We start from the raw sequence: 19613 nt of genomic DNA, 5'->3' as shown, positions 1-19613 counted from the left end.
ATAACACAGATTTTGCGCTGATTTTCTGATTATAACGGATATTCTTCCATCTGACAGTGGATTGCTTTTTTACCATCCGTATGCGGGGACGTGTGGTTCAAATATTTCCGGGGGAATAGGAACGATAAATCCGCTCATTAGGCGGTGTCCTTGTCAGCGGCAGACGAATGATAAATTTAGCTCCTCTCCCGGGTTCGGATTCAACAGACATGGTTCCCCTATGATTCTTGGTAATAATAAAGTATGAAACAGAAAGCCCCAGACCTGTGCCGAGCCCGACAGTTTTTGTGGTAAAGAACGGTTCAAAAATACGGGTGCGGATTTTTTCATCCATTCCGGGACCGTTATCCTGGATTTCAATTTGCACATGCTCTGCTTCCCTTTTTGTTCGTAAAATAATTTTGGAAGTGTTTTTTCTTTCTTTTATCTCAGCCATGGCCTGAGCGGAATTTCTCAACAGGTTGAGGATAACCTGTTCGATTTCTGTGACAATGCAGGGAACCTCTGTCAGCTGATGAGCATAATCCCTTATGATCACAATATATCTGAAATCATATTTTTTTTTGAGATCATAATCATTTGCAGCGAGTTCTATGGTATTGTCGAGCAGTTTGTTAATATTCGTCGGAACCATATTTGCCTCGCTTTGGCGGCTGAAGTTGAGCATGTTGGTCACAATTTTGGCTGCCCGTGTGCCCGCGTCTTTTATTCCGTTCATATATCTTAAAATACTACGCTTTTTTAAATAAGAACGAATGGTTTCCAAATCTGTTCCGCATTCTCTGGCAACTTTCAGGTTTACCTCAAGTTCCGGGGAGAGGCGGCGAAATGTATTCTGTGTACCCTGAAGGATCACCCCCAGGGGGTTATTGATTTCATGGGCCATGCCCGCGGCCAGTCCGCCTACGGACATCATTTTTTCGGTCTGAATCATCATCTCCTCAATCCGTACCCGTGAAGTGACATCATCTATCCGAATGACCGCTCCTTCCTCACCGTCAGCAGCCAGCGGATAGATCATAATATCATCGTAGCAGATTTCATCTTGCCTGAGCCGGATCTGTTTTTCAGCTTTTAACGGCCTGAGATCTGTCAGTGACCTGCGGATGCGATTCATCTGAGGATCCAGCTCGGGATAAACATCTGTGACAAATTTGTTCTGAGCCTCTTCAGCGCTGATGCCGACCACTTTTTCCGCGGCCATGTTCCAATGGGTGACTCGGCCTTCGTTATCCACTCCGATCATGGCTGAAGGCATAAAATCAATGATATTTTTTATGTATTGCTGACTTTTCCATAGTTTTTTCTCTGTCCGCTTACGCTCTGCGACCTCGGCCTCCAGATATGTTGCCGTGGCTTCTAATTCCTTGTGCATTTTTTGCAGTTGTTCATTTTTGAGGTAAAGCTCGGAATAAGAGTCCCATATCTCCGACACCATTTTGTTAAGAGATTGTTCAATCACACTCCACTCATCAACTCTTTCAAGCCGGATCCGGGCGTCAAAATCTCCGTTTCCCACGGATTCCAGTTCCTGGCAAATTAATTCCATGGGTTTTCGGATATTCAGCAGAAAAAAGATATAGGTAAGTACGCCGAACAGAATAATAACGGTGCCGGACAAAATATAAACAAAATACATGGAAGATCGCATTACTTTTTTCGTTTTTTCATGAATATGATGAAATTTGTTTATGATTTCTTTATTTAAGTTCTCCATGACACCGATAATCTGTTGTTTCCCTCTGTTCAGTTCAGTCAGACGGATATGAAATTCAGTGACGGCATCATTAAAAACTGCAATGTATTTCTCATATTCTGAAACACCGTTGAGTAAATTATTTTTGCAGCTCAGGACCTGAGGATCGAATGTGAGAAGCGTTCTGAGTCTGAGATGCAGTTCCGCCAATAAGGCACAGATCGTCTCTGCGTTTTTCTCAGAACGCAGCGTTTCCAGCGCTGCAAACTGAAGATTCACTTTAAGCAGATATTCTCTGTATGAGGGAATCAGAATGCTCAGTTGCCTAAGATCAGACACGTCTTTTTCCTCCGTGATAAGCAAAATGATCTTCTCGGAAATTATATTATCCATTTTAGCAAGGCTGTTAGTGAGATCGTCGTTAATCAAATGAACATGTTTGGAAATATCGTTAATCCGCGCACATTGTTTTAAAAAAAGTTCCAGCCGGGTTTTAAAATCTGTGAGCGATTTTTTCAATTTTTCATCCATTTTTTGGCTTGAGAGACGCTCTGTTTCATTTAAAAGAATATCTCCGTTGGTTTTCAAGAGTGCTTCATTTTTGTAAAATGTCCCGATCAGCATGTTGGCTCTGTCAAAAACGCCTGAAATTTCTCTTGCCATTCCCGCATTATGGATAATCTGTCTGGCCTCTCTGTCAATAATTTTATCCGTGAGTTCGCCTATATCGCGAAAGGCCAGGACCATGACGCCTATAATGATTCCAAACACAATGAAAATTATCAGATTCAGTAAGAGGATTTTTGCTGTCATACTTTTACTGTAATCAAATAGTTTGGAGAATGATTTCATAACTGTTCCTTTTTTTCAGGCGGATTAATATCAGCTAATGCTATTTATTATTAATTATTTAAAATTGTTATATACTATTTTTTCCGAAATTCTTTTTCTTTAACAGAATTGTAACAAAGAAACAACCCCTTTCCCTTATCTGAAAGTAGGATTTTCCTACCGCTGAATACTGTCTTTACCTTATTGATTTGTATACCTCCTTGTTTTATGAAACAAATATTTTTAGATGTTCCGAATATTCTTAAAGTTCAAATAACTTTAACTATAAGGAGAGGGATTAAAAATGTTTAGCCGGACGGGGTTTGCAACCCCGTCCGCAACATTTCACATAACCATAGGCAAAGAATATTCTCAAAGTTCAAATAATTTTAACTATAGGGGAAAGGGATTAAAAATGCTTAAAAGAGATTCTCAGGTTGACGTGTTGCTAATCACTACGCTCAGGGATGAACTTGAAATTATTCTTGAAGCAGAACCAGACTGGCAGGATCAGGAAGACAGTAAAGGAGTTGCCTATTACACCCGAAATGTTAATGGGAATATGGGAAACGGATTTTCATTTGCAGTTATGCAGCCCATTGATATGGAAAAAACTTCTGCTTCAGACGACACATGTCGTTTAATGAACGAGCTAAAGCCGCGCTGGATTTCAATGGTTGGTGTTTGTCCGGGGCGGCAGGGTAAAATGGCTTTGGGAGATGTGGTTGTTGCTGAACGCATGTTTCATTATGATGCGGGAAAAATAAAAGCTTTTCATGAAGGAGGGGCAAAAAAAGAAGACGCTTTTAATGAGATAACTAATTGTAATTTTAATTCGTTATGGATTCAAAATGCCCAAAATTTTTCTTCGGACTGGGTACGCACGATAAAAAGCAGACGACCGGCTATGATTACAGCGGTGTCTGATAAGCCAACGGTTCACATCACTCCGATGGGAACTGAAACACACACGGAAGAAAATCCGGAACTGTTTCCTCTGATGAACAGGCACATCCGAAAAATTTTTGAAACAGCCAACGTTGAAAAGGCAGATTCATGTCTGATTGTCAAAACAGTAACAGATCACACAGATGATGAAAAAGATGACCATTTTCGCCTGTATGCCATTGAAACATCTTACCGATTTCTTATGGCCTTTTTGAAAAATAACCTGCTACAATCAGGAACTTGGGAATTAGGAATCAGGAATTAGGCTCAAATATCAAATATCAATTGGCAATTATCAATTATCAATTATCAATTCTCTTTTCCATTATTCTTATGATATGTTCCACATCAACATATTTTGAGAAATGTTCGGCAAGCTGATCATAGTTTTTGTCTTTTTCAGCCCAGTAATCCCTTCTTTCAATGGCATTGTCAAACAATATTCCTTTTTCTTTGGCAACATGCTCAAGAAATTTTTTACGGAATGCGCCTGAATCGAAAAGCCCGTGCAGGTAAGTTCCGAAGACATTTCCCCGGGAATTGATGGCACCGTCCGGGCCGGTTTCCAGTTCCAAAAAATTTTTATCTGCTTCTCGGCCTTCTGTTCGGGAAGAAGAGGATAATTTCGTCCGTCCCATATGTATCTCATAGCCGCAGACTTTGACACCGAATAATTTATCCTGACCAACAGAACGCCTGACAACTTTGGTTTTTTCTATTTCTGTGAAAACATTGAGCAGACCCAGTCCTTGTGTTTTTTTCGTCCTTCCCTCGATTTCGTGGGGATCGCCTATTTCTATTCCGAGCATCTGAAAGCCGCCGCAAAGTCCCACAACCAGTTTGTTATCCCTGTCTGCAAATTTTTTTACAGGTGTTACCCATCCGCGTTCATGCAGCCACGTCATATCACTTACCGTACTTTTGCTTCCCGGCAGAATAATGACATCGTATTTCTCAAGCTGGTCCGGCGTTTTTAGCCAGGTGATCATGACTTCCGGTTCATTTTCAAGCACTTCAAGATCAGTAAAATTGGAAACATGCGGCAGTCTCACAACAGCGATATGAATACACTGGTCGGATTTGGGGCTTTCTCGTTCCGATGCTCTGGCATGGGAATGAGAAGCTATTGTTTTTTCCAGTGACATGCTGTCTTCGGCATCTATTTTGAAATCCGTGAAAACCGGCACAAGTCCGAAAACCGGTTTGCCGGTTCGCTGTTCGATATACTCAATTCCTGTTTTAAACAGACCGGGGTCTCCCCGGAATTTGTTTATGATGAATCCTGCAACAAGATTACGCTCTTCAGGGGAAATAATTTCCAGAGCGCCGATAATCTGGGCAAATACCCCGCCTTTGTCTATGTCAGCAACCAGCACCACCGGCGCTCCGACCGACAGCGCCATTTCAAAATTAACGATATCATGCTCTCTGAGATTGACCTCGCAGCAGGATCCCGCGCCTTCCATGACAATGGTATCATATTCCTGTTCGAGTTTCTGATAACTTTCCCTGACTTTGCTTTTAATCTCTGACTTCAGGCCGTAATAATCCCTGGCAGCCATATTTCCATAGACCTGACCCTGAAGCACCACCTGGGATCCCATATCGCTGTTGGGTTTCAACAGCACAGGATTCATATGCACTGACGGGGCAAGGCCGCAGGCTTCCGCCTGTGTCACCTGGGCGCGGCCGATTTCACCGCCTTCAAGGGTTACAAAAGAGTTGTTTGACATATTCTGGGCTTTAAACGGAGCCACGCGATATCCGCGATGTTTCAGTATCCGGCAAAACGCGGTTGCTGTCACACTTTTACCGACATCTGATCCGGTCCCGAGAAATATGATATTTGATTTTTTTTTCATATTCATATCCAATTTAATAAAAGCATCCGCACACCTGAAAATACAATCAGCGCAATGATTGCCGAAGCAAACGTGACATTCCACGCTGCCCGGATATGTTTCAGCGTAACCGGATTTCCGCTCTTGTTTATATAAGGTTTTTCAAGCCGCTGTCCGTGATAAAAATTGGGACCGCCAAGCCGCAGATTCAGGACGCCTGCCATAGCCGCTTCAGGATACGCTGCATTAGGGGAAGTGTGATTGTGTTTGTCACGGAGGGCCGCTGTCCAGGCATTGCCCCAGTTCTGGGAATATTTTTTTCCCGCCAGCATGACAAGAAACAGCGACAGCCTCGCGGGAATCCAGTTCATAACGTCGTCAAATTTGGCTGGAAAATAACCAAAATTTTTGTAACGCTCATTCTTATAGCCCACCATGGAATCCATGGTGTTAGCGGCTTTGTAAAAGATGGCAAACGGAGCGCCGCCGATAAACGCATAAAACAGCGGCGCAATAATACCGTCTGAAAAATTTTCTGCCAATGTTTCCACGCATGCCCTGGCAATGCCTTCCGCATCAAGATGTTCGGTTTCGCGCCCCACAATCGCGCTCAGATATTCTCTCGCGTTTTCAATATGATCCTGTTCAAGAGCTTCCATTACTTTTCCGACATGGTTCCGAAGATCCTTGACCGCAATGCAGGAATAGATAAAATAAAGGTTAACAATGAAAAAAATAACCGTATATTGTTTAAGATAATTATTTAAGACAAGAATGGTTCCCGCAGAAATTGAAAGCGTGGCGATCATAAGAATAAAACCGCCGCCCCTGCCGTCAAATCTGAAGGATCGAAGCATTTTTTCTATTGGTGTGATAATTCCATTACCGATAATTCTTATCGGATGAAAAGAATAGACCGGATCACCTAAAAACAAATCAAGCATAAAAGCCAGAGGCACTAACCATAAAATTGTATCCATATTTTTCAAGTTTCAAGTTTCAAATTTCAAGTTTCCAGTTTCAAGTTTCCAGTTTCCAGTTTCCAGTTTCCAGTTTCAAATTTCAAATTTCAAGTTTCAAATTTCAAGTTTCAAGTTTCAAGTTTCAAGTTTCAAGTTTCAATCTCCGCCAAAAATACCCTCTAACTGAATGCTGATACCAGGTGACAACGTATAATCATCATCCCGAAAAAAATTAACCGCTGGTTCCAATTGGAGAAACAGCCAATCTTGATATACAGCCTGCCGGTATCTGAAGCTCATTCGGTAGTTTTCCATGGCCGGCAGAGGCCGGATATTTCCCTCCGCGCTTAGGCTAAATCCGAACCCGAGCAAATCAGAAAGCGTCTGGGAATAGGATATTGAACTCCTGAAAAGGATCTCTGAATCGAACTCTGACCACGTTACTTCTCCTCTCATTCGAAACAAAGCGTTTTCAGGCAATCTTTGTTCGATATCCAAACGCGTGGTTTCAGAAAATTTATCCTGATTTCTCCAAATGAAAAACTGGGTCGGAGAAATAACCCATTCTTTCACTGGGATGATACCCCGCCACCGAATTCTCAAATAAGGATCCGGTTCCGGTCTGAACTTGAGGCCCGCGCTGAACTGAAGCCGGTCAGCTTTCGTCTCTCTGAGCACAAGGCGCAAGGCCGTGTCAAAGCTGTTATCTGTATCTGATATTTTTTGAGATTCTTTGACATTGTCATCTTGGAAGAGGCCATCAGCCACCAGTTGCAGACGGCGGTTTGTCTGAGGAAGCTTTATATTCAATCTCACCCGCTGCCACATACGGCTGTCCCTGCCTTCGGTGAACCGGGCCCCGAGTCGGATACGAAGACGACTGTTTTTTAATTCTTCATCAATTCGTTCGTCAATAAAAAAAGTGTCAATGTCGTATGCGATATCGTTTATCTTCGTAGAAACATAAGCATGGGCAGTATCCAGAATATCTTTTACCCGGGAGCCTTTTGTCTGATCCTGAGTCGCTTCACAGACTCCCGGGTAACTGAACGCGGTAATGAAGCAAAAAAAAACGATGAAGCATATTTCTTTGAATAATATGAAATTTTTAGTAGATTTTTCAATATATTGTAATGGTAAATATGTTTTATTCCCGACAAAAATATTACACATATGTATAAGGACGGACAGAGTGAAGGCTGTTTGCCGACGCGTTCGGCAATCCTGAGTCCCGGTGGATTTACAAACAGATTCAGATCATTTCAAAGATCGTGACCTATTGATTTAACATAATTTAAAAACAATAAACATACTTTTAACATATTCAAGTATTAATGCTATCAATTTTCATTATATACTGACATCTGCAAAGATTAATTTTCAATTTTCAATTTTCAATTTTCAATTTTCAATTCTGATTTTTTTAACCAGAGATTTAAACCGTTTCAGGTCGTCCGGCTCTCCTCCGTGCCCATATCGAAGTGAAATATAAAGTTCGGTAATTTCATTAACACTTGCTTTCAGGTCCTGTCTCAGCGTCCCTATCATTTTCGCATAATCCGAAGGCCCCTGATCCGGTCTTCTGGGAATGCCGACCCGGGCAAATTTTTCACAAAATTCATTATAGAATTGCTGAACAAGGTCTTTTTTTGCAGAAGGTTTTTTAAGTATCCGTATTGAAAACAGAAAAACAAAAACACTTATCATCCCCACGGATAAAAGAATCCATTTTACGGGTCCTTTCCAGTGACCGTTTTTTATTCCGATTTTTGATAGCAAAGTTTTCTGCTGATCAGATGAATACCCGACAAACCATATATCCCACTGGGTATTCACAACATCCCATCCGAGTTGAATTTTTTTCCAGTATTCTGCAAAAGGGCCGAGCTGCTTTAGTGACAGAAAATCAGGAATTTCTTCAAGGGAAAGCACTTCTTCAATGCCGCTTTCGATTCTTTCCGGGGCCACGGCTGATGTGGGATCAACTCTTACCCATCCTTTTTTGTCAAGCCAGACCTCGGCCCAGGCATGTGCATCGGATTGCCGGACAATGAGATAGTTTCCATATGGATTTACCTGTCCCCCGAGATATCCGCCCACGATTCGGGACGGAATATTTGCAGCGCGCATAAGAAAAACAAACGCGGACGCGTAATGCTCACAATACCCTTTTTGGGTTCTGAATAAGAAATCATCAATGGAATCTTTTCTGAGAAGCGGCGGTCGGAGGGTATAAATGAATTTGTTTTTCCTGAAGAATGTGAGGGCCGAGTCAATGATTTGCCAGGCATTATCCGTGTCATCAGCCCATTTCTGAGCCAGTTCCCTGGCTTTGGGATTTCCCCGGTCAGGAAGTTCCATAACTTGATGTTTCCATGTGGTATCCGATGCAGTGTTATAACTGGTATAGGATTTAAGCTGATAACGAATTTTTTGTCTGACCTTGCGTATTGACACCAGGGTATAATCATGGAGCATTCTTCCAATGGGAGGGGGGGAAAGGGGCATATCCAGGGCAAAGAGCCATTTCTGATGATGAGGTTCCAGGGTAATGCTGTATCCGACAGGACCTTTGCCGTGTTCGGGGCCGGCGGCTGTCGGAATTTTTTTCCCCTGATGCCAACGCATTCCGTCGAAATATTCAAACACAATACCCCGCCAATAGAGGAGATAACGTTCAGGAATACTTTCTTCGAATTCCGCTCTGAACGCTGTTTTATGACTGCGGACAAGATCAGATATGTTTCCCGGACTCAGGCTGTCTGTAAAACCTGTTTTGCCACTGCCTTGTATCGGAATTCCCCACAAGCTGCCGTGAATTCTCGGAAAAAGAAAAAAAAGCACGATCATCAGGGGGATCGCCTGCATTATAATCAGAGCGGATAAACGTAATTTTGCTTTTAGCTGTCCCCCGGGATGGTTGATATGGATCAAAACTGCTGTGGTGACAAAAACAGACAAAAACATATAGATGGTTATTGCCAAAGATTCAGACTCAAACAAACCAGTGATGATGATAAAATAAGCAATGAAAACGGTGATCATTCTGTCCCGGTGGGACCGCATCTCCAGGGGCTTCAGACCTGCCATGACGGACAACACGCCCACATATGCATCCCCGCCAAAGACATAGCCCGCGTCCAGCAGAACACCGGCAAAGCCGCAGAGCGTCAGCAGCAGACGAATCTGCTTTTTGGGCCAGGGCCATGCGTATTTCACTGTCAGTAATATATAGCCCCAGAGAAAAAGACACCACAAAATGATCCAAAACGGAAGTCGAAATACAAAAGGGACCATTGCCACAAAAAGCGTCATAAGAATCGGCGGAACATACCTGTCGGATGTTTTCATACATCCTCCGGGGGCAAGGCGAAAATTGCCATTGATTTTAAGCAATTATGCTTATGAGCTTCGCCTTTGTCCGGTCCGATGGTTTTTCCCGGCAGTCTGAGTTCGTACTCCAAATTGAGGCGGTTTGCTTTCAGAACCATATCGCAGAGCTTGGATAATTTTCGTTCTGTATCCGAGTCTTTAAGCGCATACCAGTCCAAAACAACAGATGAACCGGAGTGTGTGACAAATTCTTTGGTAAGGAGTCCCTGGCCCCGGGAAAAGGCTTTCCAGGAAATGTGCTGAAGCGGATCCCCTGGCTGATAAGCCTTCAGTCCTTTAAAATCATCAACTCCCGGACCTGCCTCGTTTTCTGTGTCATTGTCGTATGCTGAGGAATCTGCGTTCACAGGATCGAAGAAGCCGGAGAAGGGACGCGGATAAACAGTACATTCCAGATCAAGATAAAGTCTGTACCATGAACGGAAAAGTCCCAGGGGATATTCAGTGGAAATGTGCAAAGGCCCGGGCCTGAATATCCCCCTTTGTTCGGCCATGACCCGGACGCTGACCAAATTATCTCTGACTGAATTGCCTTTATCCGGCAAGATATCCCCCCGGGTGGTTTCTCCCCCGGGAAACCTGAATGAAATCGCCAACTGAGGGGTGGCTCCCATACGAACAATAAATTCAAAAACCGCTTTCTGATTGGCAAAAACGGGTTTTGTTCTGACAGATACAATCTGAATTCCGGAAATGTTTCTGAACGTATGCAAAACAGAGATGAAAGCCATGCTCCCCAAAAGAAAGGTCAGTAAAAATCCGAGGTTGTTATTATAGTTTGCGGATCCCGCAAGCATGGCCACCAGAATGATGAGAAACAGCAAACCGTAGCGGGTCGGAAGGATATATATTTTTTTTCTCAAAGCCCGGGGCGAGGGGGTTGTCTTCCAGAAGAATTTTTTCAAGAAAAAACGTTTCATCATGGAATCGGGACCTCCGTTAAAAGCGCGTTAAGTCTGTCCCGGGAGAATTCCCCAAAATCTTCTTTGGCGCGGAGCCTGTGTCCGACCACCCAGGGCAGGATTTTTTGAAGGTCTTCGGGCAGGGCATAATCCCTGCCATGGAGAAACGCCCAGGACCGGACTGCCCGCAAAAGGGCAAGACCGGCTCGCGGAGAGAGTCCTGTGTAGAAATAAGAAGATGTGCGTGTAAAATCAAGGATATCCTGAAGATATTCCAAAAGGGCGTCTGAAATATGAATCCGGGTGATTTTTTCCTGGATCGTCAGAACATCGTCAGCTATGAGGCAGGAATCCATATCAGAAAAAAAGTTCTGGCTTCCCCCTCCTTTCAGAAGTTCTTTTTCTGCCTCTCTCCCGGGATAGCCAAGCTCAATACGCATGAGAAAACGGTCCAGCTGGGATTCCGGAAGGGGAAAAGTACCGGAATGTTCAAAGGGATTCTGAGTGGCAATGACGAAAAAAGGGCTTTTCAGACGTCGTGTCTTATCTTCAATTGTGACCTGCTGTTCCTCCATGGCTTCAAGCAGCGCGCTCTGGGTCTTGGGGGTTGCCCGGTTAATTTCATCCGCGAGAAGTACCTGGGTAAATACCGGCCCGGGATGAAACACAAAGGAACTGCTTTTTTGTTCAAAAACCGAAATGCCCAGGATATCACCGGGAAGCATGTCGCTTGTAAATTGCACGCGGCGGAAATCAAGCCCCAGACATTTGGACAGCACCTTGGCCAGAGTGGTTTTGCCAATTCCGGGAATGTCTTCGATGAGCAGATGTCCTTTGGCAAACAAACAGGTCAGGGCCAGTTTGATTTGCTCTTCCTTACCTAAAATAACACTGCTGATTTGTTCAACAATACTCAGAAACTTCGGATTCATGGCTTATCTTTCCCAAAGATTAAAAAAAATTCCGGCAATCTCGTTCCCACGCTTTGCGTGGGAACGCAGGACGGACGCTTCGCGTCCTGATTTTGTCCGGGACGCGAAGCGTCCCGAAGGCATTCCCACGCGAAGCATGGGAACGAGGCTAAACTTCGGATTCATGGCTTATCTTTCCCAAAGATTAAAAAAAATTTCCAGAAACCTCGTTCCCACGCTTTGCGTGGGAATGCAGCACGGACGCTTCGCGTCCTGATTTTGTCCGGGACGCGAAGCGTCCCGAAGGCATTCCCACGCGAAGCATGGGAACGAGGCTAAACTTCGGATTCATGGCTTATCTTTCCCAAAGATTAAAAAAAATTTTCGGCAATCTCGTTCCCACGCTTTGCGTGGGAATGCAGGACGGACGCTTCGCGTCCTGATTTCGTCCTGGACGCGAAGCGTGAAGGCATTCGCACGCGAACATAGGAACGAGGCTGGGTGTGACCCATCTGCTGATAACGTCTGTTGCAAAGAAAATTAACATGGAAACGCTTGCATGTCAAAACTTAGTTTTATCCTTACAAAAGAAGAAACCGGGAGACCTGATAAGTTCAACGAAAAAATACTTTGCATCAGGGATGGTACTGAACTGCCCAGAGAAATGGCATATTCGAATTTTTAAATATGCCCCTCTGTCTTTTCAATAAGTTATAAATTAACGCCAGGTGCAACTTTTTTTTAACCGGGGAGATCACGGACAAACAAATGCCACAAAGACACGGAGGCACAAAGGAGCACAAATCGCCTTCGCGGAACTTCGTGCCTTTGTGTCTTCGTGGCATTACAGGTTGCACATCGCGTAAATTAGAATTTGACAACACAATCTTTTTTCGGCTATTTTTAAATATCCTTGGCATAAAGGAAATTTTCAAATTCAAATAAACGGCCATGATCTGCCGGTCACAACGAATGATGAAAATTTTGCTGTTTTTCCTAACACTTAACACTTAACACCTAACACTTTCATATAAACGGCCATGATCTGCCGGTCACAACGAGGCATGAAAGTTTCTGCAAAAAACCGCTTCGCTTAATTTTTGCACTCCGGACTTTCATATAAACATTCATGAAAAAGCCGGGTTTTTCGCCCCTGGTTATGAAAATATTTTCAGATAAAAAACCCGGCTTTTCAAAATGTATTTTCACGCTAAAAGAGGTGCTTTATGAAAGAGTCTGTCAGAAAATTATTTATCATTTATATTGCTGTCATGCTCACTGCTCATATATTTTTCCCAAAAAATGCCTTATGTATCACCATCAGAGAAGAAGAAGAACTTTCCCGTGAATTCATGAAAGTTGTTTTTAAACATCTTAAATTAATTAAAGATCCCCCGATTACGGATTATGTGAACAACGTCGGCCAGAAAATTGTTTCATCGCTTCCTGCCCAGCCGTTTAAATATCATTTTTATGTTATAAAAGAAGATAATTATAATGCATTTGCAACACCGGCCGGTCATATCTTTATATACAGCGGACTTTTTGAGGACATGGAAACTGAGGAGGAACTTGCAGGAATTCTTGCCCATGAAATCGCGCATGTGGTTTGCCGCCATGTGTCCCAAAAAATTGAACGTTCATCAAAAATCGGGCTGGCAACGCTTGCGGGTATTGCCGCAGGTATATTTCTGGGGATCGGCGGAGCAGGCGCGGCAGCCAATGCCGTGAGTGTGGGAACTGTGGCCGCAGGTCAGTCCCTGTCTCTTGCCTACAGCCGTGACGATGAAAGACAGGCGGACCAGCTCGGACTGAAATATCTGGCCCGCACAGGATACAGTGCGGCAGGCTTGCTGACTGTTCTGAAAAAAATCAGGAATAAACAATGGTTCGGGTCAGACGTAATTCCCACATACCTTATGACCCATCCTGCTGTGGAAGAGCGCATTGGCTATATTAGTGGAAATTTGAAACTTGAAACTGGAAACTCGAAACTGGAAATTCGGAATTCGGCGTTCAGAAGGGCGCATACCCGGCTTGTCGCTGTGTATGGAAATAGAAACAAAGCATTAGAAAGATTTGAGGTTGGGGTCCGCAAATATCCCCGTGATCCGCTGGCGCGTTATGGGTACGGGCTGATTCTGGAAAGAACAGGCAACCGTAAAGATGCAATCGTTCATTTTAAAAAAGCTTTGGAAAAAAGGATGTTTGACCCGTATATTTTAAAAGACCTTGGCAGAGCCTATTTGCTTGATGGCAACTATCCGGAAGCATTAAAAGCTCTGGAAGGTTCTGTCAGCATCGAACCTTTTAATGCTGAGGGACTTTTTTTTCTCGGGCGAACTCAGATGGAACTGAATACATTTGAAAAGGCCGCATCCACGTTTGAGACGCTTGTGGAAAAACACCCGGATTATAAACAGGCATTTTATTTCCTCGGGGAAGCTTACGGCAAACAGGGAAAATTAAAGGAGGCCCATTATTACCTCGGAATTTATTATAAAAATGCTGAAAAGTGGAAAAACGCCGAGTTTCATTTGAAAAAATCTCTGAACCTTACTTCTGATCCGGATAAAAAGCTCGAACTTGAGGAAATGCTGAGGGAAATCAGAAAATACCGGGTAAGAGAAAAGAAGCGTACTCCGTCAAAGCATTTTTAATTTATTTTTGGATATGTCCCACCTTTTACACAAGGACAGGTTTTATGTGTAAGAGGCGGGGAGATATCCGTTTTTTTCGCCACAAAGCCACAAAGGCACGAAGGCACGAAGTTTCACGAAGTCTCTTTGTGGCTTTGTGGCTGATTTTTTCGGATGTGTAAAAGGGGGGAGAAACCCCATATGCATCAGGCTAAGAATGCGGGACGGCTGCCGGACGGGGTTTGCAACCCCGTCCGAAACGTTTGCGGGCGGCGATCCGGAAAATATTCCGGACGGGGTTGCAAACCCCGTCCGGCAAAATCAGAGTTAATAAAAACAGTAGGTTGTAATCTTAGCCTGATGCATATGGGGAGAAACCCGGCTTTTCGGGCCGGGGAGACAGTTCGTCCGGGAAAAAAGCCGGGTTTCTTTGGGGTCCCGTCCACAGCCCGGAAATTTTTCGATCTGCTGAATATGGCAAAATGGGCATACATTAAATTGATCAAGTTTCTTCTTTACAATATTTATAGGAATTGATAACTGCATGTTAAATCTGAGTGCCACCCGACAAATCAAATCTTGTGGGGAATTTAATCTGAAACAGGAAGAAAATTTTATCTTATTTAAATTAAAGGAAAAATGTCCATAGAATATTACATTCTGATTACTGGCTATATTCTTGGTTTTTATATGTCCTGGAACATCGGGGCCAATGATGTTGCCAATTCCATGGCTTCGGCTGTCGGCGCAAAGGCGATTACCCTTCGGCAGGCCGTATTTATTGCAGGTATTCTGAATATCGTCGGCGCTACGTTTATCGGTTCTCATGTTACGAACACAATTCGTAAAGGAATTGTTTCGACTGAGATTTTTCAAGATCCCCACCTGGTTCTTATCGGAGGGCTTTCCGCGCTTCTTGCGGCTTCTTTGTGGGTCAGTTTTTCGACCTGGAAGTCGTTGCCAGTTTCAACAACACATTCGATTGTCGGCGCAATGATCGGTTTCGGAATCATGGCCGGGGGATTTTCTGTCATTAACTGGAAAAATCTTCTTGCTGTTGTGATGAGCTGGATCATTTCCCCGGTTTTCAGCCTTGTCATTGCATTTTTAATGTTAAAGACGATTGTAAAACTGATACTTTCCAAGGAGGATTCATTTGCCCGGGGATTGGAACTTTCCCCTTTTTTTATGGGGCTTACATTTTTTATTGTAGTGCTTTCATTTCTGTTCAAAACCCCTCTGGGAAAAACCTTGGCAGTGTCAACGCCGGTGGCTTTGCTTATCGCTCTGATTTTATCTGTCAGTCTGGGGCTTGTGGGAAAAGAACTTTTAAAGCGGTTTTTAAAGGACAAGGGACATAATGGCACTGAAGAGATATTCAGGCGTATCCAGATCGGAACCTCCTGTTATGTTGCGCTGTCCCAAGGGGCGAACGATGTTGCAAACGCCATTGGTCCGCTTGCGATCATTTATTTCATGGTAAAAACCGGGAGTGTGGAAGGCACAGTATCCGTACCTGTGTATCTCCTTCTGTTTGGGGGTCTGGGAATTGCCTGCGGAGTTTCCATGTGCGGATATCGTGTTATGGATACCATTGGTACAAAAATAACCACGCTTAGCAATACACGCGGTTTTTCTGTTGATTTTGCTGCCGCGACAACTGTGCTTGTGGCCTCCAAACTGGGGCTGCCCGTATCCACAACCCATGCTGCTGTGGGCGGGGTCCTGGGCGTAGGGCTGGCACGGGGAGTGGAAGCGGTTAATTTCAGGATTATATTTAAGATAATGCTTTACTGGGTGCTGACAGTGCCTGCTTCCGCCATAACCTCTATGGCTATATTCAAAATACTTCTGTTGTTTTTATAATTAAGGAGTTTGTATGCGCTTTCCATTTTTATCTTTGTTTATAACATCCCCATTTGACGGCCTTCAGGAACATGCGGAAAAAGTAAAGGAATGTGTGTGGGCATTTCAGCAGGCTGTTGAATGTCATATTTCAAGCAAATGCTCATCATATGAGGAGTTCAGACAGGAAGTCAGAAAACTGGAAAATGAGGCTGATGTCATTAAACGACGCATACGCGGCCATCTTCCAAAAGGAACCCTGATGCCCGTGGATAAATTTCAGTTATTCAGATATTTAAGAGAACAGGATCATGTCCTTGACGCAGTGAAGGAAACCCTCGACTGGATTTCTTACAGACCCGAACCCGGAATCCCGGAATCACTTGAAAAAGATTTTCTTCTGATGATTGATGCGATTGTTCAGCCAATTGAGGAATTAAACACAATGGTGGCTGAGGCAAGAAAGTATTTCAGAACGTATTCAGAACAACAACGAAAACGGGTAAAGGATATTATCCAAAATCTTCGGAATCTGGAACATGAAGCAGATATCTTGGAGGATGCTTTGAAAAGAAAAATTTTTTCTGTGATTCAGGATCCTGTCACCATATTCCATATGGTCAGACTGGCTGAAACATTGGGCGCTGTGGCAGATTATGCTGAAAATGCCGGGGATATGATGAGAGCCATGCTTGCTAAATAAAATTCGCTTTTTTCACCCTGTAAATACTTTTTTTACCCCATTGACGTGATTTGTGATTTGTGATTTGTCACTTGTAATTTGTGATGAAGAGGGGTTGATCCCTTTATTAGGGAAATCGAAATAAATAATATACCCGATACAAAAAACGTAGGGTGGGTGGAGCGAAGCGCAACCCACCTTGTGCGGTGGGTTGCGCTTCGCTCCACCCACCCTGCACCGGGTATTTTATTTTTGGGGAAATCCCTTATCATCTGCTTCTTATACAAAATCCCTGTGGGGAGATTATAAAAAGAGCACAAAAAAGTACAGGGAAAAGGGATAAGAAAGGGAAAAAAAATCATTTGTTATCATCCGCTTCTTATACAAAATCCCTGTAGCTGCTACTTTGATTATTATTTAATAAACGCTCATGAAAAAGCCGGGTTTTTTCGCCCCCGGTCATAAAAATATTTTCAGAAAAAAACCCGGCTTTTCAAAATGTATTTTCACGGTAAAATAAAAAATTTGTGAAGATAAAAAATCAACGAGCTTTTTTATTCTTGACATTGAGATAATTTGTTAGTAACAAATCAGCCTTAAATTTATTATTATATTTTAAGGTGTATGAGATGTGGTACGCCTGATGATCTTGAACATAAAAAATAAGAACAGGATAAATTTTTCTTGCATTTTGAAGACAAAGTGGTATAATTTTTAGAATCTGAAGTGCGTATGCTGGCTGATTTTTTTGAAAGATTTTTGTATGATTTGGGTATTATTATATCACAGCATTGAAAGAATGCAATTCTGTGCCGGGCAATAGAACAGGTGGTTGACAGGCGTATGCAAAAGACCAAACACGTTTTCAGTGTGATCCTCATCAGTATGCTGGTTGTGTCGGGGCTGCCATTTTTCAGCCCTGAGGATGCAAGCAGAGACAGAAGAGTAGATTTGCAGGACGCTATTCTGCTGGTAAAGGATGTTGCCCTTACGGTTGAGCAGCCTGCGGCATTTACAACCACCATGCAAAAAACACTTTCTGCATTACATATTGTGGCAGGTTTGAAAGAACATATCAAACCTGTGACAGAGTCAAAAACAGTTTCATCTGATAATCTGTTTTTGGCACTTCAATCTTCCTATCCTTTTTATTATTCTCTGGACGCGACGATTGTCAGATTCGGTGAATATACCAATTCTTATATGGTTGATCTTGAACCCCTTACCCCACCTCCACAGGGTGTCTGCTGATTTCAGGGGATGCCTTGTAAAAAAAGTAAGAAACGGTAAAAAAATGCAACTGACAATAAATGTATCCAGCTTACTTCCGAATGAAAAGATTTTACGGCTGATTACGGAAATAGAAGAAATTTTTGTGAGGGAAGGCATATCCTGTGAAATCGAAAAAAAAAACGTCCGCACATGATGATCCGTGGGACAGTCTTGATATTGAGGAAATTGCTGTTGACACAGGTATTGAAGATTTTGCCGAAAATCACGATCATTATCTGTACGGAACCCCGAAACGCTTATGTAACTGGTTTTTGTTGACACGTCAGCCCTTATTGCCATGGGAAACAGAAGAGATGTCTTTCATTCACAGGCTTTAAAAATAAGGAAAGAACTGAGACAGTCCCGGAGAAACTTTGTGACAACGGACGCAGTTCTGCTCGAATTCGGAAATGCCTTCAGTGCGGTAAGTCTGAGACCTGTCGCCGTAAAAATGATCGAAGCTGTCAGAAATTCAAAAAAATGGCGATGTGTCAGCACGGATGAGACACTTATGGAAAGAGGGTTTCGGAAATTCAGACAGGTGAGGGACAAAGAATGGGGTCTTGTGGACTGTATCAGTATGATTGTATCAAAAGATATTGGAATTACTGAACTGTTCACAACAGATCATCATTTTGAGCAGGCAGGATTCAGAATATTGCTGAAAAGATAGCAGATGATATGAGCGGGGCGCATCGGTTATGAATCGCATCGCCGAACCCGACCCGGGGATGAACTCTGTGATATGAATATTTCCGGTGAAATACCAAATCAATGTAACTTAAATTCGTTGTTAAATTTTTTAAATAAATTTTAGGTATGGAGGTAGAAAGAAAATGAAACATTTTAAAAGAACAACACCATGTTGGATGGTACTGCTAATCGGGCTTTTTGTCTTTGCCGGTTCAGCGTTTGCGGCTGAACAAACCGGAACTCTGACTACGGGTCCTGCAACTGGCCCAGCAGATGGAACTGTTTTTGATTATCCTGTAGCTTTTACCGCAACTGCTGATGTTGGCGGAGTGGCTTTTACTTTGACTTTTAATAAAGATGAACTGGAATTTGTCGGGCTTACAGATGGTGACGTTTCAGTTAAAGATCCTACGGGGTTTAGTGATGATCCGTACACCGCAGGTGAGGCAACTGCGAGCGATTTATTTTATCAGCATACTGACGCTGCGGATGCAAATGCAAATGGTGAAGTGCTGATCGCTGCCGCTTCTGCTACCGCACTTAGTGAGGGCATAATCTTTAATGTACAGTTTAAAGTTGTAAAAGCGGATGCTGCTGAGGGAGATGTGCTTTCTGTAGATGTAGCTGCTACGGAACTGGATAATGAGAGTGCTGGCTATAATACGACAAATGGAACAACCGTTGACGTACTGGGAGCTATGCCCGATGCTGATGGTAATTTTACGAATGTCTTTCCTGCATTAGGGACTACTCTTACGGGTGGAGATGTGACGGTTGGTTCAACCGGTCCAGCAGAAGATGTGACCGGAGACGGAAATATTAACCTTCTTGATCTCCTTGCTGTTATTGATCTTATGGGTAGTCCGAGTCCGGGTGCTGCTGATGTGAATGGTGATGGAAACGCTAACCTTCTTGACCTGTTGGCAATAATTGATAAAATGTAATGTATAAATTGAGGGTTGAATTTTGCAGATAATGAAAACAATGAGTTATAAAAG

At 43.2% G+C, this 19613-nt stretch carries 17 protein-coding genes; 8 read left to right on the top strand and 9 right to left on the bottom strand.

Annotated features, from left to right (window positions below; translation table 11 throughout):
* Positions 1-97: 97 nt before the first annotated feature.
* A complete protein-coding gene (locus dnm_RS28715; RefSeq protein ID WP_207680292.1) occupies positions 98-2548 on the bottom strand; it encodes a sensor histidine kinase in 2451 nt (816 codons plus the stop codon).
* Positions 2549-2942: 394 nt separating this feature from the next.
* Between dnm_RS28715 and dnm_RS28710 the strand changes: the two genes are divergently transcribed.
* The gene (locus tag dnm_RS28710; protein ID WP_207680291.1) at positions 2943-3740 is read left to right on the top strand and encodes a hypothetical protein; all 798 of its coding nucleotides are present in this window, start codon (positions 2943-2945) and stop codon (positions 3738-3740) included.
* A gap of 37 nt (positions 3741-3777) precedes the next feature.
* On the opposite strand, the gene dnm_RS28705 is transcribed toward dnm_RS28710, so the two are convergent.
* From dnm_RS28705 to dnm_RS28670, 8 genes are all read right to left on the bottom strand, one after another.
* Positions 3778-5337: a cobyric acid synthase gene (locus dnm_RS28705; protein ID WP_207680290.1), complete on the bottom strand. Its 1560-nt coding sequence runs from the start codon at positions 5335-5337 to the stop codon at positions 3778-3780.
* A 2-nt stretch (positions 5338-5339) separates the two neighbouring features.
* A complete protein-coding gene (gene cbiB, locus dnm_RS28700) occupies positions 5340-6296 on the bottom strand; it encodes an adenosylcobinamide-phosphate synthase CbiB (protein ID WP_207680289.1) in 957 nt (318 codons plus the stop codon).
* 138 nt (positions 6297-6434) lie between these two features.
* Entirely contained in the window at positions 6435-7451 is a 1017-nt protein-coding gene (locus dnm_RS28695) for a hypothetical protein (protein ID WP_207680288.1), read from the bottom strand.
* 228 nt (positions 7452-7679) lie between these two features.
* On the bottom strand, positions 7680-9629 hold the full coding sequence (locus tag dnm_RS28690; RefSeq protein WP_207680287.1) for a transglutaminase TgpA family protein: 1950 nt from the start codon (positions 9627-9629) through the stop codon (positions 7680-7682).
* Positions 9626-10594 carry a DUF58 domain-containing protein gene (locus tag dnm_RS28685; RefSeq protein ID WP_207680286.1) on the bottom strand — a complete coding sequence of 323 codons (969 nt, stop codon included), beginning with the start codon at positions 10592-10594 and terminating at the stop codon, positions 9626-9628. Before dnm_RS28685 ends, dnm_RS28690 begins: the two co-directional genes overlap by 4 nt.
* Positions 10591-11505 (bottom strand): AAA family ATPase, encoded by a 915-nt coding sequence (locus dnm_RS28680; RefSeq protein WP_207680285.1) that lies wholly within the window; start codon positions 11503-11505, stop codon positions 10591-10593. Before dnm_RS28680 ends, dnm_RS28685 begins: the two co-directional genes overlap by 4 nt.
* A 3-nt stretch (positions 11506-11508) precedes the next feature.
* Positions 11509-11670 carry a hypothetical protein gene (locus dnm_RS28675; RefSeq protein WP_207680284.1) on the bottom strand — a complete coding sequence of 54 codons (162 nt, stop codon included), beginning with the start codon at positions 11668-11670 and terminating at the stop codon, positions 11509-11511.
* 19 nt (positions 11671-11689) lie between these two features.
* Positions 11690-11836 (bottom strand): hypothetical protein, encoded by a 147-nt coding sequence (locus tag dnm_RS28670; RefSeq protein WP_207680283.1) that lies wholly within the window; start codon positions 11834-11836, stop codon positions 11690-11692.
* Positions 11837-12710: 874 nt separating this feature from the next.
* On the opposite strand from dnm_RS28670, the gene dnm_RS28665 reads away from it, so the two are divergent.
* The 7 genes from dnm_RS28665 to dnm_RS28635 all read left to right on the top strand — a co-directional run bounded on the left by dnm_RS28665 (position 12711) and on the right by dnm_RS28635 (position 19559).
* Positions 12711-14144 (top strand): M48 family metallopeptidase, encoded by a 1434-nt coding sequence (locus tag dnm_RS28665; RefSeq protein WP_207680282.1) that lies wholly within the window; start codon positions 12711-12713, stop codon positions 14142-14144.
* A 618-nt stretch (positions 14145-14762) separates the two neighbouring features.
* Entirely contained in the window at positions 14763-15989 is a 1227-nt protein-coding gene (locus dnm_RS28660) for an inorganic phosphate transporter (RefSeq protein WP_207680281.1), read from the top strand.
* A 13-nt stretch (positions 15990-16002) separates the two neighbouring features.
* Positions 16003-16671, top strand: a complete 669-nt coding sequence (locus tag dnm_RS28655; protein ID WP_207680280.1) for a TIGR00153 family protein — start codon at positions 16003-16005, stop codon at positions 16669-16671.
* Between the two features lie 822 nt (positions 16672-17493).
* Positions 17494-17901, top strand: coding sequence for a hypothetical protein (locus dnm_RS28650; RefSeq protein WP_207680279.1), 408 nt, complete (start codon positions 17494-17496; stop codon positions 17899-17901).
* 143 nt (positions 17902-18044) lie between these two features.
* Complete coding sequence (locus dnm_RS28645; RefSeq protein WP_207680278.1) at positions 18045-18260, top strand: hypothetical protein; 216 nt, start codon at positions 18045-18047, stop codon at positions 18258-18260.
* Positions 18221-18595, top strand: coding sequence for a type II toxin-antitoxin system VapC family toxin (locus tag dnm_RS28640; RefSeq protein WP_207680277.1), 375 nt, complete (start codon positions 18221-18223; stop codon positions 18593-18595). Before dnm_RS28645 ends, dnm_RS28640 begins: the two co-directional genes overlap by 40 nt.
* A 163-nt stretch (positions 18596-18758) precedes the next feature.
* Positions 18759-19559 (top strand): dockerin type I domain-containing protein, encoded by an 801-nt coding sequence (locus tag dnm_RS28635; protein ID WP_207680276.1) that lies wholly within the window; start codon positions 18759-18761, stop codon positions 19557-19559.
* Positions 19560-19613 lie beyond the last annotated feature (54 nt).

Origin of the sequence: Desulfonema magnum, from assembly GCF_017377395.1 — a bacterium.
Classification (GTDB): Bacteria; Desulfobacterota; Desulfobacteria; order Desulfobacterales; family 4be13; genus Desulfonema_C; species Desulfonema_C magnum.
This window is presented reverse-complemented; position numbering and strand designations above follow the sequence as displayed.

Coding starts and splice junctions, on each gene's coding strand:
- dnm_RS28715 (WP_207680292.1), bottom strand. CDS start 2,548: ATGAAATCATTCTCCAAACTATTTGATTACAGTAAAAGTATGACAGCA.
- dnm_RS28710 (WP_207680291.1), top strand. CDS start 2,943: ATGCTTAAAAGAGATTCTCAGGTTGACGTGTTGCTAATCACTACGCTC.
- dnm_RS28705 (WP_207680290.1), bottom strand. CDS start 5,337: ATGAAAAAAAAATCAAATATCATATTTCTCGGGACCGGATCAGATGTC.
- cbiB (WP_207680289.1), bottom strand. CDS start 6,296: ATGGATACAATTTTATGGTTAGTGCCTCTGGCTTTTATGCTTGATTTG.
- dnm_RS28695 (WP_207680288.1), bottom strand. CDS start 7,451: ATGTGTAATATTTTTGTCGGGAATAAAACATATTTACCATTACAATAT.
- dnm_RS28690 (WP_207680287.1), bottom strand. CDS start 9,629: ATGAAAACATCCGACAGGTATGTTCCGCCGATTCTTATGACGCTTTTT.
- dnm_RS28685 (WP_207680286.1), bottom strand. CDS start 10,594: ATGATGAAACGTTTTTTCTTGAAAAAATTCTTCTGGAAGACAACCCCC.
- dnm_RS28680 (WP_207680285.1), bottom strand. CDS start 11,505: ATGAATCCGAAGTTTCTGAGTATTGTTGAACAAATCAGCAGTGTTATT.
- dnm_RS28675 (WP_207680284.1), bottom strand. CDS start 11,670: ATGAATCCGAAGTTTAGCCTCGTTCCCATGCTTCGCGTGGGAATGCCT.
- dnm_RS28670 (WP_207680283.1), bottom strand. CDS start 11,836: ATGAATCCGAAGTTTAGCCTCGTTCCCATGCTTCGCGTGGGAATGCCT.
- dnm_RS28665 (WP_207680282.1), top strand. CDS start 12,711: ATGAAAGAGTCTGTCAGAAAATTATTTATCATTTATATTGCTGTCATG.
- dnm_RS28660 (WP_207680281.1), top strand. CDS start 14,763: ATGTCCATAGAATATTACATTCTGATTACTGGCTATATTCTTGGTTTT.
- dnm_RS28655 (WP_207680280.1), top strand. CDS start 16,003: ATGCGCTTTCCATTTTTATCTTTGTTTATAACATCCCCATTTGACGGC.
- dnm_RS28650 (WP_207680279.1), top strand. CDS start 17,494: ATGCAAAAGACCAAACACGTTTTCAGTGTGATCCTCATCAGTATGCTG.
- dnm_RS28640 (WP_207680277.1), top strand. CDS start 18,221: ATGGGAAACAGAAGAGATGTCTTTCATTCACAGGCTTTAAAAATAAGG.
- dnm_RS28635 (WP_207680276.1), top strand. CDS start 18,759: ATGAAACATTTTAAAAGAACAACACCATGTTGGATGGTACTGCTAATC.